This window comes from Mycobacterium sp. ST-F2 (genome assembly GCF_001905655.1).
Taxonomy (GTDB): Bacteria; Actinomycetota; Actinomycetes; order Mycobacteriales; family Mycobacteriaceae; genus Mycobacterium.
Genome location: NZ_JMHT01000023.1, coordinates 1 through 26,056 on the forward strand (window position 1 = coordinate 1; position 26,056 = coordinate 26,056).

The 26,056-nt window shown below is 68.7% G+C and carries 25 protein-coding genes; 5 read left to right on the forward strand and 20 right to left on the reverse strand.

Annotated features, from left to right (window positions below):
- On the reverse strand, nucleotides 1–347 hold a 347-nt coding region (locus EB75_RS10320), incomplete at its 3' end, for a transposase (protein WP_073695328.1).
- Between the two features lie 302 nt (nucleotides 348–649).
- Here EB75_RS10320 and EB75_RS10325 point away from each other — a divergent pair.
- Nucleotides 650–2,827, forward strand: coding sequence for a SulP family inorganic anion transporter (locus EB75_RS10325; RefSeq protein WP_073695329.1), 2,178 nt, complete (start codon nucleotides 650–652; stop codon nucleotides 2,825–2,827).
- Between the two features lie 84 nt (nucleotides 2,828–2,911).
- On the opposite strand, the gene EB75_RS10330 is transcribed toward EB75_RS10325, so the two are convergent.
- From EB75_RS10330 to grcC1, 3 genes are all read right to left on the reverse strand, one after another.
- Nucleotides 2,912–3,628 carry a DUF1326 domain-containing protein gene (locus EB75_RS10330; protein ID WP_073695330.1) on the reverse strand — a complete coding sequence of 239 codons (717 nt, stop codon included), beginning with the start codon at nucleotides 3,626–3,628 and terminating at the stop codon, nucleotides 2,912–2,914.
- 346 nt (nucleotides 3,629–3,974) lie between these two features.
- Nucleotides 3,975–4,838: a zinc metalloprotease HtpX gene (gene htpX, locus EB75_RS10335; protein ID WP_073695331.1), complete on the reverse strand. Its 864-nt coding sequence runs from the start codon at nucleotides 4,836–4,838 to the stop codon at nucleotides 3,975–3,977.
- Between the two features lie 97 nt (nucleotides 4,839–4,935).
- Entirely contained in the window at nucleotides 4,936–5,943 is a 1,008-nt protein-coding gene (grcC1, locus tag EB75_RS10340) for a nonaprenyl/(2E,6E)-farnesyl/geranylgeranyl diphosphat synthase (protein ID WP_073695332.1), read from the reverse strand.
- 21 nt (nucleotides 5,944–5,964) lie between these two features.
- Between grcC1 and menJ the strand changes: the two genes are divergently transcribed.
- Nucleotides 5,965–7,185, forward strand: a complete 1,221-nt coding sequence (gene menJ / locus EB75_RS10345; RefSeq protein WP_073695333.1) for a menaquinone reductase MenJ — start codon at nucleotides 5,965–5,967, stop codon at nucleotides 7,183–7,185.
- Here menJ and EB75_RS10350 read toward each other — a convergent pair.
- The 4 genes from EB75_RS10350 to EB75_RS10365 form a co-directional block, all read right to left on the reverse strand.
- Nucleotides 7,178–8,236 carry an alpha/beta hydrolase gene (locus EB75_RS10350; protein ID WP_073695334.1) on the reverse strand — a complete coding sequence of 353 codons (1,059 nt, stop codon included), beginning with the start codon at nucleotides 8,234–8,236 and terminating at the stop codon, nucleotides 7,178–7,180. The genes menJ and EB75_RS10350 overlap by 8 nt on opposite strands.
- A 78-nt stretch (nucleotides 8,237–8,314) precedes the next feature.
- Nucleotides 8,315–8,599: a pyrimidine/purine nucleoside phosphorylase gene (gene ppnP, locus EB75_RS10355; RefSeq protein ID WP_286150144.1), complete on the reverse strand. Its 285-nt coding sequence runs from the start codon at nucleotides 8,597–8,599 to the stop codon at nucleotides 8,315–8,317.
- A 40-nt stretch (nucleotides 8,600–8,639) separates the two neighbouring features.
- Complete coding sequence (locus tag EB75_RS10360) at nucleotides 8,640–9,581, reverse strand: CobW family GTP-binding protein (protein WP_073695335.1); 942 nt, start codon at nucleotides 9,579–9,581, stop codon at nucleotides 8,640–8,642.
- A complete protein-coding gene (locus tag EB75_RS10365) occupies nucleotides 9,578–10,264 on the reverse strand; it encodes a demethylmenaquinone methyltransferase (protein WP_061003345.1) in 687 nt (228 codons plus the stop codon). Before EB75_RS10365 ends, EB75_RS10360 begins: the two co-directional genes overlap by 4 nt.
- 85 nt (nucleotides 10,265–10,349) lie before the next feature.
- Between EB75_RS10365 and EB75_RS10370 the strand changes: the two genes are divergently transcribed.
- Nucleotides 10,350–11,174, forward strand: coding sequence for an SDR family oxidoreductase (locus tag EB75_RS10370; RefSeq protein ID WP_073695336.1), 825 nt, complete (start codon nucleotides 10,350–10,352; stop codon nucleotides 11,172–11,174).
- 14 nt (nucleotides 11,175–11,188) lie between these two features.
- The gene (locus tag EB75_RS10375) at nucleotides 11,189–11,464 is read left to right on the forward strand and encodes a hypothetical protein (RefSeq protein ID WP_064858463.1); all 276 of its coding nucleotides are present in this window, start codon (nucleotides 11,189–11,191) and stop codon (nucleotides 11,462–11,464) included.
- Between the two features lie 147 nt (nucleotides 11,465–11,611).
- Here the strand turns inward: EB75_RS10375 and EB75_RS10380 are convergent, their stop codons facing one another.
- The gene (locus EB75_RS10380; protein WP_073695408.1) at nucleotides 11,612–12,739 is read right to left on the reverse strand and encodes a glycosyltransferase family 4 protein; all 1,128 of its coding nucleotides are present in this window, start codon (nucleotides 12,737–12,739) and stop codon (nucleotides 11,612–11,614) included.
- 122 nt (nucleotides 12,740–12,861) lie between these two features.
- Here EB75_RS10380 and EB75_RS10385 point away from each other — a divergent pair, with 122 nt between their 5' ends.
- Nucleotides 12,862–13,545, forward strand: coding sequence for a DsbA family protein (locus EB75_RS10385; RefSeq protein ID WP_073695337.1), 684 nt, complete (start codon nucleotides 12,862–12,864; stop codon nucleotides 13,543–13,545).
- Here EB75_RS10385 and EB75_RS10390 read toward each other — a convergent pair.
- The 11 genes from EB75_RS10390 to scoE all read right to left on the reverse strand — a co-directional run bounded on the left by EB75_RS10390 (nucleotide 13,542) and on the right by scoE (nucleotide 25,922).
- Complete coding sequence (locus tag EB75_RS10390) at nucleotides 13,542–14,045, reverse strand: DUF3592 domain-containing protein (protein ID WP_073695338.1); 504 nt, start codon at nucleotides 14,043–14,045, stop codon at nucleotides 13,542–13,544. The two genes, EB75_RS10385 and EB75_RS10390, sit on opposite strands and share 4 nt — an antisense overlap.
- A complete protein-coding gene (gene menD / locus EB75_RS10395; RefSeq protein WP_073695339.1) occupies nucleotides 14,042–15,679 on the reverse strand; it encodes a 2-succinyl-5-enolpyruvyl-6-hydroxy-3-cyclohexene-1-carboxylic-acid synthase in 1,638 nt (545 codons plus the stop codon). Before menD ends, EB75_RS10390 begins: the two co-directional genes overlap by 4 nt.
- Before the next feature lie 12 nt (nucleotides 15,680–15,691).
- Nucleotides 15,692–16,480, reverse strand: coding sequence for an alpha/beta fold hydrolase (locus EB75_RS10400; RefSeq protein WP_142239531.1), 789 nt, complete (start codon nucleotides 16,478–16,480; stop codon nucleotides 15,692–15,694).
- 78 nt (nucleotides 16,481–16,558) lie between these two features.
- Nucleotides 16,559–17,272 carry a DJ-1/PfpI family protein gene (locus EB75_RS10405; RefSeq protein WP_073695340.1) on the reverse strand — a complete coding sequence of 238 codons (714 nt, stop codon included), beginning with the start codon at nucleotides 17,270–17,272 and terminating at the stop codon, nucleotides 16,559–16,561.
- A gap of 9 nt (nucleotides 17,273–17,281) precedes the next feature.
- Nucleotides 17,282–18,277 (reverse strand): GlxA family transcriptional regulator, encoded by a 996-nt coding sequence (locus EB75_RS10410; RefSeq protein ID WP_142239532.1) that lies wholly within the window; start codon nucleotides 18,275–18,277, stop codon nucleotides 17,282–17,284.
- 71 nt (nucleotides 18,278–18,348) lie between these two features.
- Nucleotides 18,349–18,660 (reverse strand): heavy-metal-associated domain-containing protein, encoded by a 312-nt coding sequence (locus tag EB75_RS10415; RefSeq protein ID WP_286150145.1) that lies wholly within the window; start codon nucleotides 18,658–18,660, stop codon nucleotides 18,349–18,351.
- Nucleotides 18,661–18,671: 11 nt separating this feature from the next.
- Nucleotides 18,672–22,793 (reverse strand): AMP-binding protein, encoded by a 4,122-nt coding sequence (locus tag EB75_RS10420; protein WP_073695343.1) that lies wholly within the window; start codon nucleotides 22,791–22,793, stop codon nucleotides 18,672–18,674.
- The gene (locus EB75_RS10425) at nucleotides 22,780–23,025 is read right to left on the reverse strand and encodes an acyl carrier protein (protein WP_073695344.1); all 246 of its coding nucleotides are present in this window, start codon (nucleotides 23,023–23,025) and stop codon (nucleotides 22,780–22,782) included. The genes EB75_RS10420 and EB75_RS10425 overlap by 14 nt, the downstream gene beginning before the upstream one ends.
- The gene (fadD10, locus tag EB75_RS10430) at nucleotides 23,018–24,514 is read right to left on the reverse strand and encodes a fatty acid--CoA ligase FadD10 (protein ID WP_073695345.1); all 1,497 of its coding nucleotides are present in this window, start codon (nucleotides 24,512–24,514) and stop codon (nucleotides 23,018–23,020) included. The genes EB75_RS10425 and fadD10 overlap by 8 nt, the downstream gene beginning before the upstream one ends.
- Complete coding sequence (locus EB75_RS10435) at nucleotides 24,511–25,056, reverse strand: FcoT family thioesterase (protein WP_073695346.1); 546 nt, start codon at nucleotides 25,054–25,056, stop codon at nucleotides 24,511–24,513. Before EB75_RS10435 ends, fadD10 begins: the two co-directional genes overlap by 4 nt.
- Nucleotides 25,053–25,922: a (3R)-3-[(carboxymethyl)amino]fatty acid oxygenase/decarboxylase gene (scoE, locus tag EB75_RS10440; protein WP_073695410.1), complete on the reverse strand. Its 870-nt coding sequence runs from the start codon at nucleotides 25,920–25,922 to the stop codon at nucleotides 25,053–25,055. Before scoE ends, EB75_RS10435 begins: the two co-directional genes overlap by 4 nt.
- Between the last annotated feature and the right edge of the window lie 134 nt (nucleotides 25,923–26,056).

A 26,056-nucleotide genomic window follows, 5' to 3' on the forward strand; every position in this document is an offset into this window, starting at 1 on the left:
CGGTCTCTCACCGCCTCTCGATATACCCAGCGCCTCGTGGCGCACAGCTCGGCCCCGAAGAAAATCGCCGCTGCTTTCAAGATCTCATTGGCCCGACGCAACTCGGCGATCTCCTTACGCAGCGCCTTGTTCTCCTCGGCCATCTGCGTGGTCACCCCCGGACGCTGGCCGGTATCGACCTCCGAGCGGCGAATCCAGGTCCGCAAGGTCTCCGGGGTGCCGATCCCCAACATGCCCGCGACCGCGGTGATCGCCGCCCACTGCGACGGGTACTGCGGACGGACCTCGGCGACCATGCGCACCGCACGCTCACGCAACTCGTCGGGGTACTTGCTCGGACGTCCCATAACTCAGATCCTCCCAAGATCGGGAGCCTCCGGAAACGCCGGGACGGGTCATCTGGCCCACGGAGAAGATTTGCGTTCTCTATGGGAACTCTTCCTCGCCTTGCGACCCTGTCTGGCGATAAATACTCTCACACTTAGCAATTGACGTCGCTTATCGTCGGCGACCGTCGAACAGTTCTGAAACATGTTGTCTCGCAACATGTTTAATCGACAATGGTGTCGGCGGGTTTGCGGACCGAAACTCGCGCAGCGCATCTGCACATGTGTCCATCGGACAACAATCGGAGAACGGAAACCTAGACATGCTAGAAACCGCCCCGCCGGCAAAGGGTCTACGCGCCATACTGCGCTACGACCTGCCTGCGTCACTTGTCGTATTCCTGGTGGCACTCCCACTGTCGCTCGGCATCGCCGTCGCGTCCAACGCGCCCATCCTGGCCGGCATCATCGCCGCCATCGTCGGCGGCATCGTCGCCGGCGCGCTCGGCGGCTCGCCGCTGCAGGTGAGCGGACCGGCCGCCGGCCTGACCGTCGTCGTCGCCGGATTGATCGCCCAATTCGGCTGGGGCGTGACGTGCGCCATCACCGTCGGCGCCGGCATCCTCCAGATTCTGTTCGGCCTCAGCCGCGTGGCCCGGGCCGCGCTGGCCATCTCGCCGGTCGTCGTCCACGCCATGCTCGCGGGCATCGGCATCACCATCGCGCTGCAGCAGCTGCACGTGCTGCTGGGCGGCAAGTCCAACAGCAGCGCGTGGGAGAACATCCACGAGCTGCCGGCGCAGCTGATGAACGTCCACGGCCCCGGCTTCGTGCTCGGCATGCTGGTCATCGTCACGCTCGTGGCGTGGCGCTGGGTGCCGGCACCCGTCAACCGGATCCCCGGTCCGCTGGTCGCCATCGTCGGTGTGACGGCGCTGTCCGTTCTGCTGCCGTTCGACGTCAAGCGCATTCAGATCAACGGCTCGCTGCTGGACTCGCTGTCTTTGCCGACCCTGCCCGACGGACAGTGGGCCGCCGTCTTCGCGGGCGTCCTGACCGTCGCCCTCATCGCCAGCGTCGAGAGCCTGCTGTCGGCGGTCTCGGTCGACCGCATGCACAACGGCCCGCGCACCAACTTCGACCGTGAGCTGATCGGCCAGGGCGCGGCCAACACCATCTCCGGCGCCATCGGCGGCCTGCCCGTCACCGGCGTCATCGTGCGCAGCTCGACCAACGTCGCCGCGGGCGCCAAGTCCCGGGCGTCGGCCATCCTGCACGGGTTCTGGATCCTGCTGTTCGCAGTGCCGTTCGCCGGCCTGGCCCAGCTGATCCCGACGTCGGCGCTCGCCGGCCTGCTGATCGTCATCGGCTGCCAGCTGGTCAAGAAGGTGCACATCGAAACCGCCCGGCGCACAGGCGATATCGCGGTTTACGCCATCACGGTGCTCGGCGTCGTCTTCCTCAACCTGCTCGAGGGTGTGCTGATCGGCCTCGCCCTGGCGGTCGCCCTGACGGTGTGGCGCGTCATCCGGGCCAAGATCGTCACGGAGCACGTCGCCGGCAACGACTGGCGCATCGTGATCGAGGGCTCGGTCAGCTTCCTGTCGCTGCCGCGCCTGACCTCGGCCCTGGCTTCGGTGCCGACCGGTTCGGACGTCACCGTCGAGCTGTCGGTGGACTTCATCGACCACGCCGCCCACGAGACCATCGACGAGTGGAAGCGCCAGCACGTCGCCGGCGGTGGCTCCGTCGAGATTCACGAGCACGGCACCGCCGAGCTGCACAGCGCGGCCGCCGGTCCGCCGACCCGCACGTTCACGCCGTTCGACAAGCGCTCGGGTGTCGTCCCGTGGAAGTCGCAGCCGCAGACCTCTTCTGTGATGGAGGGCCTGGAGACCTACCACCGCCGCACCGCACCCGTGCTGCGCCCGCACATGGAAGACCTGGCCCACACCCAGAAGCCGGAGACGCTGTTCATCACCTGCGTCGACTCGCGGGTCGTGCCCAACGTCATCACCAGCAGTGGCCCCGGTGACCTGCTGACGGTCCGCAACGTCGGCAACCTGATCCCGGAGGGACGCGCCGACGCCTCGGTCGAGGCGGCCATCGCCTTCGCCGTCGAGGTCCTGGAGGTCTCGTCGATCGTGGTGTGCGGCCACTCCAGCTGCGGCGCCATGACCGCGCTGCTGGGCGGCGATCAGGGTCACGACGAGCACCTGCACACCTGGCTGGAGCACGGCGATGCGACGTTGCGCGCCTTCGACGAGGGCCGGCACCCCGTGGCCGTCGCCGCGGCCGAGGAAGGGTTCGGCGTCGTCGACCAGCTGTCGATGGTCAACGTCGCACTTCAGGCGCAGACCCTCGCCGCCCACCCGCTGGTCCGGGCCCGGCACCGCGCCGGCGACCTCGAGGTGATCGGGTTGTTCTATGACATCGGCACCGCGGCCGCCCTCCGGGTGACGCCGGTCAGCGTGGACCGTCTGGTCGAGGTTGCCGAGTAGTACCTGATTGATCCTGCGCCCAGGGCCGTACCCCGCGAGAGCGGCAGGCCCTGGGCGCAGTGTCATTTCCGGGTCCTCGTCAGCTCAGCCGCAGCAGCATCCGCCGGCCGCCTCCGCGGCGGACGGCAACTCGACGTTCGGCAGTTCGCCGTCGGGCCGCCAGTCGAACGGGAAGTGCTTGCTGGAGACGCCGAGGTACTCGTGGGAGAAGTCGAAGCCGACGGCGTCGGCCTTCCTGACCACACCCCACGTCGCGACCTGTCCCGGCCCGACTTCGGCACCCGGAGCGTTGACGGTGGTGACGCGACGGTTCGGGTCGGCCGTCGGGCCGGTCAGCGCATCCACCCGGACGTCGACCTTGCCCGGAATCTCCGCCCGCCAGTAGGCCAGGTCGTCGGCCGCGGCGAAGTTGATCGGGGCGTACTCGATACCCCGCAGCTCGCTGATCAGGGCGCCGAACTCCCCCGGCCAGCCGCCCTCGTCGCCGCGGAAGATCCGCTCCAGGGCTTTCCGTTGATCAGCGTCCGCCTTCTCGTCGATGTAGAACATGAGCTTCATGGTGGCGTCCGGGTCGCCGATCCACATGTTGCCGGCGAACTCGCCCAGGGCCACCACGCCAAGGCCACTCAAATCGGTTGTGCCGTAATGCCCTTCGTGGACCTGCCAGACGAGCGTGAACAAGCAGTCGCCGTGCGTGGGCTCCTGCGCGAAGCTGCACGGGCACGGCAGCTTGCAGCTGCACACATCGAACCACTCGCCGCGTAGATGCCAATCGGTCTTCGGAGTTACCGCCGCCGTCATCGCTGAATCCCTTTCTCATTTACATACCCCCTATGGGTATCTGACGTCGACGACGTTACGCAGCGAGGCGAGTGTCCGTCAAGTACCCCCGGGGGGTATATTCCTATGAGCTTGGCGTGCCTGATGAGGTGGCCATCGTCGAGATGCACGAAATGGTCGTCGAACGAGCTGCAAACCAGCCATTTCGTCCATCTCGGCGATGCGGCCATCACTTCGTCGCCGCTCTACCCCTGGCACCTCGCGCCAGGAGTCGTCGACTTTCCTTGACGGTCAACGAAAGTTGACGGCGTCGGGCCGAACATGTCGAGGCTCCGCTCCGCGCGATGCGACGGCCGGGCCGGCGGAACTACCGCCCGGCCATGCGCTCCAGGCGCGCGATGCGGTCCTCGATGGGCGGATGTGTCGAGAACAGCTTGCCGATCTTCTCGCCGGCGCGGAACGGGTTGGCGATCATCAGGTGGGCCTGGTCGGCCAGCTGCGGCTCAGGGGGCAGCGGGGCCTGCTGCACGCCCACGCTGATCTTGCGCAGTGCACTGGCCAGCGCCAGCGGGTCGCCCGTCAACTCGGCTCCCGACTGGTCGGCCTGGTACTCGCGCGAGCGCGACACCGCGAGCCGGATGATGGTCGCGGCCAGCGGACCGACGATCGAAAGAACCAGCAGGACAAAGGGATTGGGGCGGTCGTCGCGATCGCCGCCGAACATGCCGATGAAGTACGCGACGTTGACCAACGCCGTCACCACCGACGCCATGGCGCCCGCGACGCAGGAGATCAGGATGTCGCGGTTGTAGACGTGTGAGAGCTCATGGCCCAGCACGGCGCGCAGCTCGCGCTCGCTGAGGAGATTCAGGATGCCCGTGGTGCAGCACACCGCGGCGTTACGCGGATTACGCCCCGTGGCGAAGGCATTGGGCGCGGCGGTGTCGCTGATGTACAGCTGCGGCATCGGCTGCCGCGCCGTGGTGGCCAGCTCGCGGACGATGCGGTACATCGCCGGCGCCTGCATCTCGCTGACCGGCTGTGCGTGCATGGCCCGCAGCGCCATCTTGGCGCTGTTGAAGTAGACGTAGGCGTTCATGCCGATGGCGAACAGCACCGCCAGGTACATGATGTTCTTGCCGAACAGCGACCCGATCAGCACGATGAGCGTCGAGAAGCCCACCAACAGCGCGAACGTCTTCACGGTGTTCGCGTGCGGGTTCCACGTCATCGGCTACCTCCTCCAAGCGCAGTACTCAGCGCAGTCAAACTCACTGAATTGAACGCTCGGCAACTGGTGCCGGGTTCCGCGGTGTCCCGATCGGCGGTCAGCCGTGGCGGTCAGCGGTGTACTCGACCAGGTTGAGCAGGGCTACCCGGCCAGGCAGGTCCGGGAGGTTGTCCAGTTCGGTGCGGGCGTCCGCGGCGAACCGCTGCACGGTGCGCTTGGCCTCGACCATGCCCTGTGACGCCCGCAGCAACCCCAACGCCTCGGCGAGGTCGGCGTCGTTGTCGATGGGCGTGGCCAGCAGCTCCCGCAGCCGGTCGGCGTCGGCCCCGGTGTCGCGCAGCGCGTACAGCACCGGGAGTGTGTGCACGCCTTCGCGCAGGTCGGTGCCCGGCACCTTGCCCGACTCGTCAGGATCGCTGTCGATGTCGATGATGTCGTCGGAGATCTGGAAGACGGTGCCGACGATGCCGCCGAGCCGGCTCAGCCGCTCGATCTGCTCCTCGTCGGCGCCCGAGAACGTCGCGCCGAAGCGGCCGGATGCCGCGATGAGGCAGGCCGTCTTCTCGTACACGACCTTGAGGTAGTGCTCCACGGGGTCGGCGCCCTCGACGGCGCCGCGCGTCTCTCGCATCTGGCCCGTCACCAGCTGGGCGAACGTGTCGGCGATGACGCGGACCGCGTCGGGCCCCAGCCTGGAGACCAGACGCGAGGCGGTGGCGAACAGGTAGTCCCCGGCCAGGATCGCGATGTTGTTGCCCCAGCGCGCATTGGCGCTGTCCGCTCCGCGCCGCACCTGGGCCTCGTCCATGACGTCGTCGTGGTACAGCGTCGCCAGGTGCACCAGCTCGATCACGGCGCCGGCGATGGCGACGTCGTCGTTGTCCGGATCGGGCCCCAGCGACGCCGACAGCACGGTGAACAGCGGGCGGAACCGCTTGCCACCGGCCTGGAACAGGTGCTGGACCGCCTCGGCCATCAGCTCGTCGGCCTTACCCAACTCGGTCGACATCAGGTCTTCGATACGCGCCACCGCGTCACGAACCTGCGCGGCAAAGTCGGCGTCACCAAAGTCCACGCCCGCGACCACTGTCGCTGGTGTCTTCATGGGTCCAACATACTGGGCGGCATGGTCGTGCACGCAGATGTGGTCGTGGTCGGAGCCGGGCCGGCTGGTTCCGCGGCTGCCGCCTGGGCAGCGCGCCGGGGCCGCGACGTCCTGGTGGTCGACTCCGCGCAGTTCCCCCGGGACAAGGCCTGCGGCGACGGGCTGACGCCGCGGGCCATCGCGGAACTGCGCGAGCTCGGGCTGGGCGAGTGGCTCGACGGCCACGTGAGCCACCACGGTCTGCGGCTGGCCGGGTTCGGCGCGGAGCGCGAGGTGCGGTGGCCGGGGCCGTCGTTCCCGGCCACCAGCAGTGCGGTGCCGCGGACCGAGCTCGACGACCGGATTCGTCAGGTCGCCGCCGACGCCGGCGCGAAGATGCTGTTGGGCGTCAAGGCCGTCGGCGTCTCGCATGACGCCACCGGCCGGGTGTCCACGTTGCAGCTCGACGACGGCCAGGAGATCGGTGTAGGCGAGCTCATCGTGGCCGACGGCGCCCGGTCGACGCTGGGCCGCGTGCTGGGCCGGCAGTGGCACCAGGAGACCGTCTACGGCGTCGCGATCCGCGCCTACATCGAGACGCCGCGGCACGCCGAGCCGTGGATCACGTCGCACCTGGAGCTACGGTCGCCGGAAGGCGAGGTGCTACCCGGTTACGGCTGGATCTTCCCGCTGGGCAACGGCGAGGTGAACATCGGTGTGGGGGCACTGGCCACCGAGAAGCGGCCGGCCGACGCCGCGCTGCGGCCGCTGCTCGCCCACTACACCAACCTGCGCCGCGACGAGTGGGGCTTCGAAGGTCAGCCCCGGCTGGCCAAGTCGGCGCTGCTGCCGATGGGCGGCGCGGTGTCCGGGGTGGCCGGGCCCAACTGGATGCTGGTCGGTGACGCGGCGGCGTGCGTCAACCCGCTCAACGGCGAGGGCATCGACTACGGACTGGAGACGGGCCGGCTCGCCGCCGACCTGCTGGGCTCAGGTGACCTGAGCGCGGCCTGGCCCGCGGTGCTGCAGGAGCACTACGCCGCGGGGTTCTCCGTGGCCCGTCGCCTGGCAATCCTGCTGACCGTGCCGAAGTTCCTGCCGCTGACGGGTCCCGTCGCGATGCGGTCGCAGTACCTGATGACGGTCGCGGTCCGGGCCATGGGCAACCTGGTGACCGAAGAGGACACCGACATGATCGCCCGCCTCTGGCGCCGGGCCGGCCGGGGCTCGCGCCGGCTGGATCAGCGCAAGCCGTTCAGCTGACCGACCGCGCGAACCCGACGATGTCGCGCACAGTGGCGGCGAAGACCTCGGGCATGGCACCGGCCAGCAGGATGTCGCCGGCGTGGCAGGTGCCGGCGACGATCCGGCCGACGACGCTGACGCCGGCCGCAGCGAGCCGGCGGTAGTAGATCAGGCCCTCGTCGCGCAGCGGGTCGAGCTCGTTGACCGAAATGACGTGCGGCGGAAGGCCTTCCAGCTCGGTATCGGTGGCCGCCCCGGCCCAGCAGGTGCCGTCGTTGTCGTGTTTGCGGTCCGGATCGTAGATGGATCCCAGCAGGGCCAGTTGCAGGCAGCTGATGAAGTACCCGTCGTTCTCCCGCAGCGACGGCAGATCGTCGGCCTCCTCGAGCCACCGGTTGGAGATGTACGGGCACTGGGCGTAGACGCCGGCGATCTCGCCGATCCAGCCTTCCCGCTTGGCTTTCAGCGCGACCGTCAGCGTCAGGTTCCCGCCGCCGGACTCCCCCGACACGATCAGATGGCTGACGCCCAACTCGTCCTTGTTCGCGGCCGTCCAGCGCACGGCCGCGGCGCAGTCGTCGAGACCGGCCGGGAACGGGTGCGGACCGAGCGCGCCGCCGGAATTGCGGAATTCGACGCCGACGACCACGAGCCCCGCGGCCGCGAGGTTCTCGCGGAGCCGGACGTACTGGATGTCCGCGGCACTGAGGATCGCCATGCCACCTCCGTGCAGGTGCACGACGGCGGGCAGCGGGCCGGTGGCCTCGGTGGGCCGGCTGATGAACAGCGTGATCTCGTTGCCGTCGGCGCCGGTGATCGTGGTGGTCGAGGTGGTGACGCCTTCGGGCGCGGGGGCCTGGTCCCCCAGCATCTTCAGGACGGCGCCGGTCCCCTGCTCCGCGAACGCGGTGAACTCGAGGCGCTGGGCGAGCGGAGCGTCGACCGTGAGCGGCGGTTCCGGGAGGCGGCCGTCCATCCCGAACGCGGCGAGGGCCTTGACCATGCGCGGGTCCGAGCGGCGGTCGGTACCGATGGTGGAGTCGGGATCAGCGAGGCGTCCATAGGGCATGCCTCATCTTGGTGCACGAAGTGAACTCGGTCGAGACTTTGCGAAAAAGTCGCGACCAAGTTCACCGTGGGCGGAAAGTTACCGGTATTCGCAGAGGTAGGCGGTCTCGACCTCGACGCGCACGCCGAACTTGCTGTCGGCCGGCACCGTGAATTGCGTTCCGGCAGCATAGGTTTCCCACTCGTCACTACCGGGCAGCTTGACGGTCAGGGCGCCGGACACCACGTGCATGATCTCGAGGCTCGAAGTCCCGAATTCGTACTCGCCGACAGCCATGACACCGACGGTCGCGGGGCCCTCGGCGGGCGCGAACGCGATCGATGCGACCTTGCCATCGAAGTACTCATTGACCTTGAACAACACATCTCCTCGAACTCAGGTGAGGGGCCAGAATATCCGGGGCCTACTGCACCACGTACTTGTGGACTCCGAGGATGGCGTTCTCGTCGGCCGGTTCGGTCGTGCACTCGTGCAGCGCCGCCCGCACCTTCTCGGTGTCCATGCCGGTGCCGATGCACACCAGTTGGGTGCCGGTGCCGCGGCGCTTCTGCAGCCGCAGCGAGCCGCCCACCAGCTGCAGCAGGTATCGGTGTCCGGCGCCGAAGTCGACGAAACCCTTTGCCCGGTAAAGCCCTTCGGGCCGGTCACGCAGCAGCGCCAGCAAGCGGCGCGGGTTCAGCACGTCACCGGTGGTGTATTCGACGGACTGGTAGACGGGATGGTCGTGGTCGTGGTCGTGATCGTCGTGCAGCAGCTCGTCGAACGACAGCTGGGCCTGCGGGGCGCGCTCCGGGATGTCGATCAGCAGCGTCGGGTCGATGCGCGCGAAATCGGTGGGCTGCACGGGGACTCGCGGATTCTGCGCGCGAATCCGGGCCACCACGGCGTCGACGTCGGCGACGTCGGAGGCACGATTGAGCACGACGAGGTCAGCGACCGGCAGCCCGTGCCCGAGCTCCGGCTCGCATCCGTTGACCACCAGGATCAGCCCGGCGTAGTGGAAGTCGTCGGAGTCGGCCGTCATGATGGTCCGCGCCACGGCGGGCGGCTCGGCGACGCCGCTGGCCTCCACCACGATCAGATCGAGGGCCGGGCGGACGGCCGCCAGCTTGCCCAGCATCTCGGCGACCTCACCGTCCTCGGCGACGCAGCAGATACAGCCGTTGGACAGTGACGCCATGGCGTCAACCTGACCGGCGACCAGCATCGCGTCGATGTTGACGGACCCGAAGTCGTTGACCAGCACGCCGATTCGCGCTCCGCGGCCGTTACGCAGCAGGTGGTTCAGCAGCGTGGTCTTGCCCGCACCGAGAAAGCCGGCGACGGCGAGGACGGGCAGGCTCACGGCTTGACAGCGGCGTGCAGCGCGACGATCCCTCCGGTCAGGTTGCGCCAGCGCACCTGCGACCAGCCGGCCGCCTCGATCTTGCGGGCCAGGTCGTCCTGATCGGGCCAGGCCCGGATGGACTCGGCGAGATAGACGTACGCCTCGGGGTTGGACGACACCGCGGTGGCCATCGTCGGGAGCGCCTTCATCAGGTACTCCTTGTAGGCCGTCGCGAACAGGCGGTTGGTGGGCGTGGAGAACTCGCACACCACCAGGCGGCCGCCGGGGCGGGTCACCCGAGCCATCTCGCGCAGGCCGGCGCTGAAGTCGACGACGTTGCGCAGCCCGAAGCTGATGGTCACGGCGTCGAAGACGCCGTCGTCGAACGGCAGCTTGGTGGCGTCGCCGGCCACCTTCGGGACGTTGCGGGCCGCACCGGCGGCGAGCATGCCGACCGAGAAGTCGCAGGCCACACACCAGGCGCCCGACGTCGCGAGCTCGACCGTCGACACCGCCGTCCCAGCGGCGAGGTCCAAAACCTTGTCACCTGGGCCGATGCCCAGCGCGGCGCGCGTCTGCCGCCGCCAGAACCGGTCCTGTCCCAGGGACAGCACGGTGTTGGTGATGTCATAGCGACGGGCGACGCCGTCGAACATCGACGCAACCTCGTGCGGATCCTTCTCCAATGACGCGCGACTCACGGATATGACGCTACCGGCTGGTCCTGCGCCCCGCGTCTGCGGCGGCCCCGGGAATGGAACGGCCACCACGGGAGCTGTAAGCCGCATGGGTCAAAAAGTCTGGTTCATCACGGGGACATCGCGCGGGTTCGGACGCGAGTGGACGGCTGCCGCGCTGGAGCGCGGCGACAAGGTGGCCGCGACGGCGCGGGACGTGTCGACGCTCGACGACCTCGTCGCCAAGTACGGCGACGCGCTGCTGCCCGTCGCGCTCGACGTCACCGACCGCGACGCCGACTTCGCCGCTGTGAAGGCGGCGCACGAGCACTTCGGCCGGCTGGACGTCGTCGTCAACAACGCGGGCTACGGCCAGTTCGGTTTCATCGAGGAGTTGTCGGAGGCCGAGGCGCGGGATCAGATCGAGACCAACGTCTTCGGCGCGCTGTGGATCACGCAGGCGGCGCTGCCGTACCTGCGGGCGCAGGGCAGCGGGCACATCATCCAGGTGTCCTCGATCGGTGGCATCAGCGCGTTCGCGGGCCTCGGCGCCTACCACGCGTCGAAGTGGGCGCTCGAGGGTTTCTCACAGTCGCTGGCCGCCGAAGTGGAGCGGTTCGGTGTACACGTCACCTTGATCGAGCCCGGTGGCTTCGCGACCGACTGGGGCGGCGCGTCGGCGAAGCGGACCACGGAACTGCCGGAGTACGACGGACTTCGGGCAGACGTCGCGCGCTGGCGCAGCGAGCGCAATGCGGTACCGGGCAGCCCGGAGGCCTCGGCGGCCGCGGTGCTCAAGATCGTCGACGCCGAAAAGCCGCCGCTGCGAGTCTTTTTCGGCAGCGCACCGCTGCAGATCGCCAAGACCGACTACGAAAACCGGTTGCGCACCTGGGAAGAGTGGCAGCCGGTGTCCGAGCTGGCGCAGGGCTGAACGAAGGAACTCCGATGGCGGGATTGAAATTCGTCCGACGGGACGACGGGTTGACCTATGAGTTCACCGAAGACGGCGAGGCGCACGGGTTTCCGTCGTACAAGCGGGTCGATCTGGACATCTGGTGCCGGCGGCTGCCGCACTTCGGGTGGGTGGTGTGCACGGAGCGGGGCGCGGTGTCGAGTCGCCCGTTCGACCACGCGGGGTTCGGTTACCTGCCGCCCGAGGGTGCGTGGGTGAGTCGCAAGGACGACCGCTCGTATGTGTACGACCTGGTCCATGTGAGCTGATCTTCTCTGATCGAGCGTGCGTGTTCTGCGCAAGCACGCTCGATCAGCATGTGCAGTTTCGTCGCGCTCGGCGGCCGCGAGCGGGACGTTTGTGTACACCAAATACGGTGTGTCGCCGTACAAACACGGGCCGCTCGCGGGAAATAACTAGGCAGCGAGGGCGCGGCGCTCGCCGAGGACGGCGGCATAGTGGCCGAGCAGTTCGTCGCACACGGCGGGCCAGGTGCGGCCCAGCACGCTGCGGCGGGCGGCGAGCGAGTAGCGGGACCGCTCGGCGAGCAGGTGATCGACCGCGGCCGGCAGCGCCGCCTCGAAATCCGCTACCGGCAATAGCAATCCGGTGTGCATGGGCGTCACCAGGTCACGCGGGCCGCCGGCATCGGGCGCGATGACCGGCAGACCCGACGCCATGGCCTCCTGGACGGCCTGACAGAACGTCTCGTGCTCCCCCGGGTGCACGAAAACGTCCATGCTGGCGTATGCCGTGGCCAGTTCCCGGCCGTACAGCGCGCCGGTGAAAACCGCTGTGGGCATGAGTTTTTCGAGCTTGGTCTGGTCGATGCCCTCACCGACCACCACGAGCTGCAGGTCGTCGCGTCCGGCCAGCGCGGCCAGCCGCTCCACGTGCTTCTCCGGCGCCAGTCGGCCGACGAAACCCACCACCGGCTTGCCCTCGGGCGACCACTGCGCCCGCAGCGCGGTGCTGCGCGCCGATGGCGCGAAACCGGTGACGTCGACGCCGCGACCCCACTTGTGCACACGCGGAATCCGTTGGGTGACAAGGTCTTCCATCGTCGCGCTGGACGGCGCGAGAGTCCGGTCAGCACGCGAGTGCAGGTGCCGGTTCCAGGCCCACGCGGTTTTCGTCATCATGCCGACGCCGTAACTCTGCGCGAAACCGGCGATGTCGGTCTGGAACACCGCGACGGTCGGGATGCCGAGGAAGCGCGCGGCGTGCAGGCCGCCGTAACCCAGCAGCGCGGGCGAGGCCAGGTGCACCACGTCGGGCTGAAAATCGCGCAGTACCCGCACCATTCGCGGCCGCGGCACACCCAGCGGCAACGACGTCACCTTGGGGAACATCCGGGACGGGATGCGGTGCACGGGCACATCGCCGTGGAAAGTGTCCGCGGGCTTTTCACCCCGGGGCGTGTCGGGCGCGATGACCAGCGCCTGATGGCCGTTCCGGTGGAGGTGCTCCAGCACCCGGAGCACCGAATTGGTGACGCCGTTGACATTCGGGAGAAAGGACTCCGCCACGATCGCAACTCGCACACCTGCAGGCTGGCAGCGCAGCCTGACCGTCAGGTGACCGTCAGGGATCCGCGACGCGAAGACACGCACAACTCGGGTACCACCGGTATCGTCTGTCGCACCGCGGCGAGAAAGGGGTCGGCATGCGTCTACCTCGGCTGATCCTTGTTCTGGCCACCGCGCTGGCGCTTCTCACCGCATCAACCGGCTGCGGCCGCACCGTCACCGGATCGGCACTGCGGGACCCGGATCTGCCGGGCGTCACCCTCACCGCGGACGGCTTCGGCATCATCGCGGGCCGGCCCGACGCCCCCGCGCAGATCGAGGTGTACACCGAGCCGCAATGCACTCACTGCGCGCACCTGCAGGACACCGACGGGCCGGAGATGAAGAGCCTGATCGCCCTCGGCCTGCTGACCGTCACCTACCGCCCGGTGACATTCCTGGACACCGAGTACGGCTATTCGGCCAAGGTCGCCAACGCGATGTTCCTGGCCGCCGCACACGGCACGTCGGCGCCCGCCCTGCAGGCGTACGTCGCGACGCTGTGGGGCCACCAGAATCCGGGCGGGTCGGCACCGTCGGACGGTCAGCTCGCGGGCTGGGCCGCCGACGCCGGCGTCAGCGCCGAGGCCGTGGCCACCATCCAGTTCGGTGAACACGCCGTCGACACCGACGAGATGACGATGACCAACGAGACCCGGCTGCAGGAGATCCGCGACGGCGATGCGGGCACACCCACGGTGTACGACCTCACCGGCAACACCGTGGTGGACATCCAGGAAACCGGGTGGCTGGCGAAGCTGACGGCGGGGCGGCAGACCTAACCCAGCCGGCGCTGCACGAGAGTGACGATGCCGAGCAGCACACCGGCGACCAACCAGCCGACGACGGCGATCGAGCCGGCCGGGATGACGGCCAGCGACGCGTTGCGGTTCTGCACCCGCACCAGGTCCGGGTTGCTGCGGTCGTATTCGACGTAGATGCGCATCCCGGTCTCCAGCTCGGACGGGTACAGCACGCCGAGTTCGGGCCGGTAGGTGACGCGGTCGGGCGTCACGAACTCGATGGTGGAGCGCCGCGGACCGGCCGAGAGCACCTCGGCGGCCGCGGTTCCCATGTTGTGCTCGATCTGCTGATCGTTGCGCCACGCCCCCAGCACCAGCAGCACCGATTGCAGTGTCACCAGGCAGGCCATGATGACGATGCCGATCCGGATCCGGCGGATGACGCGCTGTGACCGGGTCTCCTCGCCGTTGCCGAAGAGACGCAGGATCAGGTTGTCCCACAACGTGTTCAACCGGCAGCGCAGGGGTTCGGGAATCACGGAGCGGCCTTGATCGCCGCCCGTATCGAAGCGTGCAACGACCGTAGGGTGGACCGGTCGGCCTTGACCTCCAGCACCCGCATCCCATCGAACGGTTCGCGCAGCGCGGCGGCCAGTCCGTCGGCCTCCACCTGCCGGCACTCGACGTGGTACGCCCGGCACAGGGCGGCGACGTCGACGTCGTGCGGGGTGCCGAAGATGCGCGACGACACGTCGGAGAACCGGGGATCGCCCTGCTCCAGCAGCTCGAAGATGCCACCGCCGTTGTCGTTGGAGACCACGATGGTCAGCGCCTTCGGTGTCGGCTCGGTGGGGCCGATCAGCAGGCCCGAGCTGTCGTGGACGAAGGTCAGGTCACCGATGAGCGCGACGGTCCGGCCCGAGGTGTGGGCGAGCGCGGCGCCGATGGCCGTCGACACCGTGCCGTCGATACCGGCGACGCCGCGGTTGGACCGCACCGAGATGCCGTGCGAGTTCAGCCCGACCAGCGCGGCGTCCCGCACCGGGTTGGAGGCGCCGAGCACCAGCTGGTCGCCGGGCTGCAGGCCGTCGGCGACGGCCGCCGCCACGTGCAGGCCGGTGGTCAGTTCGTAGGCCGCGAGCTGGTCACGCACGGCGTGCTCGGCACGGGCGTTGGCGTCGGCACACTTCGCGAGCCAGGCCGGATCGGGCGTGCCGGAGGTGATGGCGCGGGTGCCGGTGGCCTGCGAGTTGCCCGACACGTCGGGCCAGCGCGGGCCGGTGGTCAGCGCGTAGACGGGCGTGTGTGGGTCGGCCAGCAGGGTGGACACCGGCCGGTGCAGCGTCGGGCGGCCCAGCATGATCACCTGCTGCGGCCGGACCAGCGACAGCGCCAGCGGGTGCAGCGGGTTGTCGGCCGGCGGCGCGGTCGGTTCGGCGACGGTCGGCAGGTGCGCCAGGTTCTCGTGGCGGCCCGCGCCATGGCCGGCGATGACGACCGTGTCGGCCGTCAGGCCGATCTCGAGGGGCTGGTCGAACGTGACGGGCGGCGTGTACGTCCACGGCCGGCCGTCGGGGCGGCCTTCCGGCGCGTAGGGGCCATCTTCGGCGGTGTCCGGGACCAGCGGCTCCCGCAGCGGGATGTCGAACTGCACGGGTCCGGCATTGGCGGTGCGAGAACCCTTGGCCGCCACCAGAACCCGGCACGTCGCCGACCGCCACTGTGCGTTGGCCGCGGCCACGTCGGCCGTCGGCTCGGCGAGGCCGAGGCTGATGGTGGCCCGCACCTGGTTGCCGAAATAGCCGAGCTGCTCCATGGTCTGGTTGGCGCCGGTGCCCAGTAGTTCGTAGGGCCGGTTGGCGCTCAGCACGATCAGCGGCACGCGGGCGTAGTTGGCTTCGATCACCGCCGGGCCGAGATTGGCGACTGCGGTACCCGACGTCATCGCGATGCACACCGGCGAGCCGGCCGAAACCGCCAGCCCGACGGCCAGGTAGCCGGCGGTGCGCTCGTCGATGCGGACATGCAGCCGCAAGCGGCCGGCCCGGTCGGCGTCGGCCAGCGCGAACGCCAGCGGGGCGTTACGCGAACCGGGGCACAGCACCACGTCGCGGACGCCGCCGCGAATCAGTTCGTCGACGACGACCCGCGCCTGAATCGTCGACGGGTTCATTGCTACAGCGTGTCACACCGGGTTGGCAGCGAAGAATTCCAGCGCGGCGGCGTTCACCGCATCGGGACGCTCGATGAAGCCGAGGTGGCCGGCGTCGGGGATCTCCAGATAGCGGCCCAGCGGAATGGCGTCGGCCACTTCCTTGGACAGGTGCGGCGGCAGGACCACGTCGTCGGCGAACCCGATCACCTGCACCGGCACCGCGATCTGCCGGTAGGCCGGCAGCCGGTTGGTCTCCGGCGCGACGGCCAGCTGGGCCCGCAGACCCGGCGTGGGCTTGGTCGGCCACATGGTGAACATCTCGATCCAGTCCTGGACGGCGCGGTCGTCGTTCAGGGTCTTGGGTGAAAAGTTCTCCAGCAGACGGTTTTTCGCGTCCACCTCGGGCGGCAGCTCGATTCCCGCCGCCAGCAATGCCCGCTCCGCCTCACGGAAGAAGGTGCGGGCCCGGTCCTCGCGGCCGCGGGTGGCCATCAGCACGGCCGACGACACCAACTCGGGCCGGGCGACCATGAGCTCCTGGGCGATGAACGACCCCATGGAGACGCCGACCACACGCACCGGGCCGCCGACCACCTTGTTTATCAGCGACGCCGTGTCCGCGACCACCTGGTCGGTGCCGAAGCCGATGGCGTTCTCGGTGGCGCCGATGCCGCGGTTGTCGAAGGTGATGCAGCGATAGCCGGCCCGCTGGAACGCCGGTACCTGGTGCAGGTGCCAGGTGCGTCCCGCGCCGCCCCGGCCCGCGATGAACAGCACCGGCTCGCCGGATCCGCCACGGTCGTCGAATGCCAGATTCACCCGGCCGAGGTTACTGGACCCGGGATTTGTGCACGATTTTCCGCGGTCGGCGCGGAAAATCGTGCACAAATCCCTCGGTCAGCGGCGCGATCGGACGCGCTTGATGGCCTGGTCCCACAGCAGCAGCGTGGTGGACTTGAGCGCCGTCGGCTTGAGCAGCTCACGGGACATCAGCGCCGTCGCCGTGGCCTTGGTGGCGGCCGACGCCTTCGACATGTGCCCGGAGTCGAACGGCGGCTGCGGGTCGTACTCCATGGACAGCTGGATGGCTTTGGCCTTGTCATCACCGGCGATCTGACCCGCGAGCCAGAGGCCGAGGTCGATGCCGGCAGAGACGCCCGCGCACGTGACGATGCGGTCCCCGGCCGGCACGATCCGCTCGTCCGTGACGGGTTCGGCGCCGAAGGTGCGCAGCAGTTGCACGGCCGCCCAGTGCGACGTCGCGCGCTTACCGGTGAGCAGACCCGCGGCGCCCAGGATCACCGAACCAGAACAGACCGACGCCGTCCAGGTCGTGGTCTTATGGGCGCGCCGGACCCAGTCGAGCACCTTCTCGTCGCGCGCGTGCTCCATGGTGCTGAACCCGCCCGGGATCAGGATGATGTCGGGCGACGGGGTCTCGTCGAACGAATGCGTGGCGCCGACCAACAGCACGCCGGAGTCGGCGGCGATGGGGCCGGGCTCGTGCCAGACGAAGCGCACCTCGGTGTCGGGCAGCCAGCGCAACGACTCATAGGGCCCGATGAAGTCGAGGGCCGTGAACCCCGGGTACAGGACGATGGCAACTTGCATGATTTCTCCCTACCTCGCGCCTTCTCTGCTCCTCGCGTGCGCGAAAGTTCTGCGGTACTGATCTGGTGAAACCCCAACGCGCCGAACAAAACTGCGACGCAGCGTCTCGGCGCTGCCGAAGCCGCACCGCGCGGCGATGGCGGTGACGGTGTCGTCGGTCTCGGTGAGCTGCCGGCGGGCCGCATCGGTGCGGACCCGCTCGACGTACGCCGCCGGCGGCTCCCCCACCTCGGCGGTGAACGTCCGGGTGAAGTGCCGCGGGCTCATCGCCGCGGCGCGCGCCAGCTCCGGAACACTGTGCGCCCCACCGGGTTCGGCCTCGATGAGCTCCTGCACGTCGCGAATCGGTTCCCGCTTGGCGCGCGGCATCCAGACCGGCGGCGCGAACTGCGTCTGCCCGCCGGGCCGGCGCAGGTACAGCACCAGCCACCGGGCGACGTTCTGGGCGACGTCGGTGCCGTAGTCGTCTTCGACGAGCGCCAGTGCCAGATCGATGCCCGCGGTGACGCCCGCCGCCGTCCACACCTGATCCGAGCTGCGGACGAAGATCGGATCGGCATCGACTGCGATGCAGGGGAATTCACTGGCCAGTTTCTCTGCCGAGGCCCAGTGCGTGGTGGCCGAGCAGCCGTCGAGCAGGCCGGCCTCCGCGGCGAGGAACGCGCCGTTGCAGACGCTGACGATGCGGCGCGCGTGCGGTGCGGCGGTGCGGATCCAGTCGATGACGGCGGGGTCGGCCCGGGCTTCGTCGATGCCCATGCCGCCGGGCAGCACGATGGTGTCGATGGGTTCGTTCGGGTCGGGCGGCGGCTTGGTGACGAACTCGAGCCCGGTCAACGTGGTGACGGGGCCGCCGTCGGCCGCGGCCAGGACCGGCGCGTAGCCCTCATCCGTGCGTCCCATCGCGGCCAGCTGCAGCGTGGCGCCCGTGAACACCTCGAACGGGCCGACGACGTCGAGGGCCTGCACCCCGCGAAAGCCGAGCAGCACCACAGATCGCGTCACGCCTCTATCGTGCGACGCCCAGCCCCATGGCGTCTACGCCATGGGGCCCACAAATTAGGACAAACCTGTCGCTACCCGCGGCCGAGCAGGCCGCCGACGAGCCGCTGCAACGGGCCGCGCGCCGAGTCCTCCACCACGGGCGCCTCGGCGCGCGGTGCGGCGCCATAGCCCGCTGCCACGACGGCGTCGCACAGTTCAGCCGGGCCGACATCACCGGCGGTCTCGATGGTGGCGGTCTTGGTGGCGAAACTGGCCGACGCGTGCACGCCGTCGATCTTGTTGAGTGCCTTCTGCACGCGGCGGGCACACATGACGCACGACATTCCGGTGATGTCGAGATAGATGGCACCGACTTCCGGTGCCTCGTGCCGGGGTTCAGTCACATCGGTCAATGTCATTTCCTCACAATCTGCTCAGCGCCGAAGACACTGCGAAGTGGCTCAGGCGCACTGGTGCATTCCGCGACAGCCGCGAAATCGACCTCGACACTGGGATATTCGGCCAGATAGTCGGCATACGTGCGGCCCCGCAATCTGGCACCCAACCCGACCCACGCATCGAGTACCGCCCACCGCTGCGGATTTCGGGTAGCCCACACGCTGCGGTCCAGCCGGTCCTTCCACTCCGCGAGGGCGATGGCCTCGAATCCGAGGCTGCCGAGAAACGCTGTGTAGGAGACTTTCTCGCCGCGTAGTACCGCCATGCCGCGGCCCAGCTCGACCGCCGGTGACAGCTGCGGAAGCAGACCGAGAATGCTGTGGGCGGCGGCCACGCCGGTGGTGACCTCTTCGGTCACCGGCACCACGGGACATACGCCCAGCGCGGTGCACGCATCGACCATCGCGACCAGGATGTCCGACGACTGCGCGAGCCGGCGGGCGTCGCCCAGCACCCGGGGCAGCCGCACCACCGAGAAGTCCAGGTCGCCCGCGGCGCGGGACACCACGATCTCCGCCAACGACTTCGAGGCGGCATAGGGGTATGGCGCGTGGCGGGGATCGGTGACGCGGGGCGCTGTCACGTCGGCGTTCACCACGAAGGTCGACAGCTGCACCAAACCGGCGCCGCGCCGCGCACACGCATCGGCGATCGACGCCACCGCCGACACGTTGGCCGCCCGCAGCCGGCGGTAGGGCACCAATACATTCGTGTTGCCGATGCAGTTCACGACGGTGCGGGCGCCGACGCCCTCGAGGAGGGCACCCAGCTCTGCGGCGGATGGGTCGGCAGGTATCCGCACGACGTCGACGCCGTCGACCGATTGCAGACCGGACCACGGATCGCGTTCGGGCAGTGGTGATCTCGCAGCGAACACGACGCGTGGGCAGTCGAGTCCGGCATGTGTGCGGTCGAGAATCGCCTGCGCGAAGCCGGTGCCGAGAATGCCCGAGGCACCCAGGATCACGACGGTCTGTGCGCTGCCCCCGCGTGGGCGCGCGCGGGCGGCCGGCGCCGCCGACTGCCCCACCGCCGCCAGATCGTCGGCGATCTGGGCCGCGGTCTCGTCGTCCATCCAGGTGTCTACGTCAGGCCGGCGGTCGACGACATCGGCCGCGGAGTCCGCACCGATCAGATCGAGAATGGACAGCTGCCAGTCGAGGAATCGTCGCGTCTCCGGCAGGATCCGAATCAGGTCGAGTGAACCGATGCCCTCGTCCAACAGCGACGCGCTGGGCCCGATGGGGCGTTCCAGCATCCGGCTCCAGAGCGCGGCAAGCGCGGCGGCCCGCGGATCGTGATCAGCGCCGTCGCACGGAGCCGGAACGTCCACAGCCAGTTTCGCGCGGTCGACTTTTCCGTTGGGCTGTCGTGGGATGCCCGGGACACCGAATACGGAAAATGCCGGTGCTCCTTGGGCTCTCGCCAGGCTGCGAACCCGGGCGCGGGCGGCCGGATCGTCGTTTCCGGTGCGGGTCAGTGCGGATTGGAACCAGATGCCCAGGCCGTTTCCGGCCGGTTCCACTGCGACATCGGAGATCTCGGGCGCCGCCGCCAGCCGGCGCAGCAGCTCGGCGGTGTCGAATCGCTTACCGGCGATCTTGATCACGGCGTCACGACGCCCGGCCAGCACGGGATGGCCGCCGTCTGGCGTCACGCGGTCGCCGGTGGCGAACGCCCGCTGCCGGGAGCCGTCCGGCGCCTGCACGGTGCCGAAGCTCGGGCTGTCCAGCCCGAGATAACCGGCCGACACCAGCTCCCCTGCGACGACGACCTCGCCGAACGCGACGAACACCGAGCCGGGTACCAGCGGATGCCCCAGCCGGGCCGTGGCACACGCGGGTCCATCGGCACCGATCGGCAAGTGCGTGACGACCACCGTCGTCTCGGTCGGGCCGTACGTCGAGACCAGTGAGATTCCCTGGCCCGCAGCCGAATCCAGCCATTTGTCGACAGCGGCAGGACGGACGGCCTCGCCGCCGATGATCACCTGGCGCAGCGCCGAGCCGCCCAGCGCCGCCAACGCCGCGTCGTCCTCGCACAGCAGGTGCCAGACCGCGGTGGGCAGGTCGAGCACGGTTGCGATGTGCGCCGCGACATCGCGGGTCAACGCGGGCACGTCACCGGCGCGCATCGCGGCGGACCGCACCACGCGCGCGCCACCCGACAGGGCGCCGAAAATCTCCTCGACGCTGATGTCCGACGTCAGCGGGGCGCACTGCAGGACGGTGTCCGCCGGCCCCCAGCCGTAGGCGTCCCGCGCCGCGGCACAGAAGATCGCCAACGAACCGTGTGTCACCGGAACAAGTTTGGGTTTCCCCGTCGAGCCGGACGTCGGCATCACGTACGCGAGCCGGGAGCACAGCAGGTGGTCCCGGCCGGCCTGACCGATACGTTCTTCGACGAGTTGTCTTGTCGCGCCGTTCAACTCGGTACCAGGGCGGTTGAGCTCGACCGCGTGTGCGGCGGTGGCGCACTGCTCGGTGATGGCCTCGACTCGTGCAGCCACGTCACCGGGTGCCGCGCAGACGCTGTAACCGCAGCCTGCCAGGTGGCATGCGATCAGCAGCTCGACCGCGCGCTGCGAATCGTCGTCGGCGAAGACCACTACGTCGCCGGGATCGACACCGCGGCCGATGATCTCGGCGATCCACTGGTCGACGCCGGGTCCGCGGCACTGGCCGAGATCCACGTCCAGGAACCACGCGCCCGCACCGGCCGGCGGTTGCGCCGGTATCCCGGCGCCGGCTTCGAGCCGGCCGTCGGCGGCGAGCCCGGACCACTCGCCGACGGTCAACGCGATCGGCAGGTCCCAGTGCGCGTCCATCGCTCGCAGTGCCGCGACGATGCGGTCGGCGACGCCGGTTCGGCCGGCGCCTTCGGGTTGGTCGTGCCGGGTCCAGATGGCGACGTCGATGGTGCGCCGCGCTTCATCGTGGACGCAGGCCACCGTCATCCCTTCCACCGGACCGATATCGGTGACCACCGGGGGTTCGGACAGGTACGGACTCAATTCGGCGGCGGACCGGCCACGCAGGTAGTTGATCGTCAGCGCGTCGACGGGCGCGCCGCGGGTGATCGCCAGATGCATGCGGCGGTACCGCTCTTCGCGAAACCACCGGCGCCGCAACGCTTTCACATAACCCCGGTCGATCACGGTCACCACGTCCCGGACCGCGGCGAACGGCGCGAATCGAACCGGGTGCGCGACCGAATTCACCAGGCAGGTGGCGACATCCAACTCCGGCGCGCCGAAGCGGTTGTCCACCGGGTGCACGAGGTGAGCCTCGGTGCTCTGGCGCAGACTCGCGTGCACCGCCGTCGCGGCGGCCGCGACCAGGATGTTCAGCGGAACCTGCCGGGTCTCCGCGAGCGCGACGATCTCGTCATAGGCCCGGTCAGCGACCCGAGAGGATTCCCGCAGCACGCCGCGGCCGGCGGTGCCGGGCGCCGCATCGTCCGAGCCCGGCGCGGAACTGCCGCGCCGGGCTTCGTCGGTCAGCTCACGACGCACCGCGGCGACATGGCGTTCGGTCGATTCCGCCACTTTCCCGCTCTCACTGCGGTGCGCCGCCGCGACCAGCGCCAAACCCGCTGCGGCGCCGGTCTTCTGCTCGGACCCGGCCAGATGCCGGGCGAGGTCGGCTTCGATGATCGCCGTCGCCGCACCGTCGAGCAGGATGTGGTGGCTCTGCGCGTCCATCCCGACCACCTGGCCGTCGGCATCGGTGTGCACGACATAGCGCACCAGTGGGGTACCGAGTATGCCGCCGGTCCACAGCTCCGGCAGAGTCCGGGTTGACCCGGGCTGCACGCAGACGATGTCCTCGAACCGCAGCCGGGCGACGAGCTCGGGATAGCCGTCGCCGGTCGCCGGCGGCTCCAGCACGCACAGCTGAATGGGGTTGTCGAGCAGCGTTGCTTGCAGCGCCGACAGGAATGCCGCCGGTGCCAGCGGCCGGAACCGGTAACTCTTGCCGATCAGGTACAGCGCGGGATCCGGGTCCTGCAGCACCCCGTGATAGATGTTCTGCTGCGAGATGCTCAGCGGAATCCGGCCGTCGTCAGACGCCGCCACGGACGCCCTCCAGCTCCCGGGCCCAGCCGGCGATCGTCAAATCCTGTGCCAGGCGCTTCAGCAGGTCCGATTCCCGGTCCACGCCGAGGCGTTTCATCAGCAGGACGAACCGCACCGAGTCCAACCCGAGTTCGCGCAGATCGGTGGCGTCGCCGTCGAACAGATCGGATTCATCGATGTAGAGCACGTCGGCGACGGCGGCCAGGACGCGTTCGCGGAGCCCGTCAGCCATGAACCGCCGCTGCCAGTGCGGCGCGAATGACCTTGCCGGACTGCGTCCTCGGTATCTCGGTCACCAGCGTGATGGTCGACGGCCTGGCCATCGACTCCGATTCCGCCCGATAGCGCGCCGCGATGGCCTGCTTGAGCTTGCGGGCCTGGCCTTCGTCGAGTTCCCCGGACGGGATCACCGCCAGGCCGATCAGCGCGCCGAACTCGGCATCGGGGATTTCGAAGCAGGCCGCCGCGCCGACACCGGGGACGCTCTCGGCGATGCGGTCCACCTCGTCGGGTGCGACATTGACGCCGCCGGAGATGATCATCTCCGCGGACCGGCCCTTGATGTAGAAGTACCCGTCGGCACCGCGCTCGAAGATGTCGCCGGTGTTCACCCAGCCGTCGACCAGGACTTCAGCGGTGCGCTCGGGATTGTTCCAGTACCCCAACATGTTTGCCGGTGACTTGATCCACAACGTGCCCGAGTCAGCGCTGTCTCCACCGGTCAGCCGGACCTCGACCCCGGGGTAGGGCCGCCCTACGGCGCCGGCCTCGATCCGGGTGATCGATCCGTCTGACGTCGGCAGACACAATGCGGTACAACCTGTTTCGCTCAGGCCGAAGACCTGAGCCGCATGAACGCCGGCCGCTTCGACGAAGTGCACGTCGGCCGCGATGGCACGCGAGCCTCCGTAGCCGATCATCCGCAGCGGCGGCAGCGCGACACCCGCCTTGACCTCCGACACCAGTCGCGTCAGCAGCGTGGGCACCAGACAGGTCGAGGCGATCTGGTTCGCGGTGAGAACCTCCGCCAGCGACGTGGAATTCTCACCGCCGGTCACACATTCACTGCCATGCATCAGGCAGTTCAGGATCCACCACAGGCCGCCGATGTGGCTGGCCGGCAGCGGCGAGTACGTGGCTTCTCCCACCACCCAGCTGATCCAGGTGAGGTTCTCGCGCGCCAGGATGTCGGCCACGGCGAAGAACGTGCGATTGGCCAGCAGTACGGCTTTCGGCTCACCGGTGGTGCCGCTGGTGAAGATCATCGCCAGCGGATCGTCGGCGCCCAGTTCCGCCGGCGCGACGACGGGCGCGTCGTCTCTGTGCTCCGCGACGTCGACGAGGATCACCGGGATCGCGCCGAGAGCACTCGGCAGTGCCGTCGGGTCCGCGCCCGGGGTCAGGAGAACCGCACTGGGGCTGGTGATCTCGCCGAAGCGCGCGACCGTCGCGGTCGGGACACCACGATCCACCAGCACCGCGATGGCACCGAGGTGCGCACATGCCAACACCGCGACATAGGTCTCGGGACCGTTGTCGGACATCACGAATACCCGGCCACCGCGAGCGACCCCGTGCTTGTGCAACTCGCCGGCCAGCCGATGCACCACCGCGGGGAGCCGGCCGTACGTGACGGCGCTGGTTCCGTCACAGCGCCGCAACGCGATTGCCTGCGGGTGCTGCTGCGCCTGCGCCAGCAGCCGCCCCAATACGGTGCTCACGGGATGTTGAGGATCGCGAGTTCGAACTCGCCGGACGCAGATCCGCCGTCGTCGTCGTGGAACTCGATGGCGCACGGCACTTTCAGGTACCGCCAGCTCCGCTCGACGACTTCGATGCCTTCGCAGGTCAGTCGGGCGGAGAACTTGCGCGCATCGATCTGCCGCTTGTAGCGCGACGCGGTGGACCGGATCAGCATGCTGGCCAACTGGTTCTCGAAATAGTCATCGAGCGTCCAGCCCCGGAACCCGTCGATCTCGCCGTGGCGGACCGCCGGCGCGAACGCCGAGTAGGCGAGCTGGTTGAAGCACAGCACCAGTTCGACGGCGTTGAAATGCCCGGTGCTGCGGATGTACACCGACTCGGGAATGCTGAAGTTTCCCGTCGCGAACATCGAATCACCGCTGGCCCGGTATGTCGCGTCCGTGAGATAGCGGCAGCCTTTGTAGGAGTAGGGTTCCAGCACGCGGGCCAGGAGTTCTTCCGGAATCTGCTCGGTGTCAAACAATTCGGTGACGGGTGCGGTGAGTTCGGTGGCGCTCATGCCGCGAACCCCGGCGTCGCCAGGCCGTCGAGCATGGTCAGCCGATACGTCGTCAGGGTCCCCGTCGCAGTGCCGTGTTTGGCCCGGTGAATCAGCGCCCGGTTGTCCCACAGGATGATGTCGCCGACCTCGTAGTGCTGCGTATGGATGAACGGCGATGCGAAGTCGGCGTCGAGCTGGCCGGTGGCAGTGAGGAGTTCATGCAGGACCGCGGGGTCCAGGACCTCGCCGTCGCCGTCTTCGATCTTGCTGGTGCCGGTGGAGCAGATGTACAGGATCTCCTGGCCGGTGTGTGGGTGCCGGATCACCGTGGGCCACTTGATCGGTGGCGTGGCGCGGTTGATCTCGTCCCACACCTCGCCGATCGGCTTGTACACATCGCTGGGCCGAATCTTGATGTGGCGCCGCGGATCATGCGTGCTGAAGGTGCCTCGCACCGGCTCCTGCTGCGCCGGCTGCAGGGATTCCCAGACCTTGTTGAGGTCGATGAAGTACGTGCCGCGGTCGGCGCCCGGGACCGTCAGCGGCATCACCATGGAGAACGCGAACGGCTCGGGCATGAACATGTAGTCGATGTGCCAGAACGCACCCGTGCGCGGCACGCCCTGCCCTTCCTCAGTGGATGAGACGAAGATCTCCGGGTGCTCGTTGTGGTGGTACACGGGCTCGTAGTACGTGACGATCTCACCGAGGATGCGGCCGAGCTCGATGAACTGCGCGGGCGACGGCTTGACTCCCTTGAGGACGACAAGCTTGTTCTCGTAGACGATTTCGCGGAGCTCGTCGGTCGAGATGTTGCCCAGATTGTTCGGATCGATTCCGACGACCTGCGCTCCGAGCCCTCGTCCCTGCACATTGAGCGTCATCGACGCGCCTCCCCAAGTTTGCTGCACCACGCCGGTGTGCATCGAAATTCGTTGCCCCACAACGCAGAAAGTCGTTCAGTTGTTGTCTTCAATTGATGTAGTCGTCGGGACCTCGAGAAAAGTTCCGCGCCCCT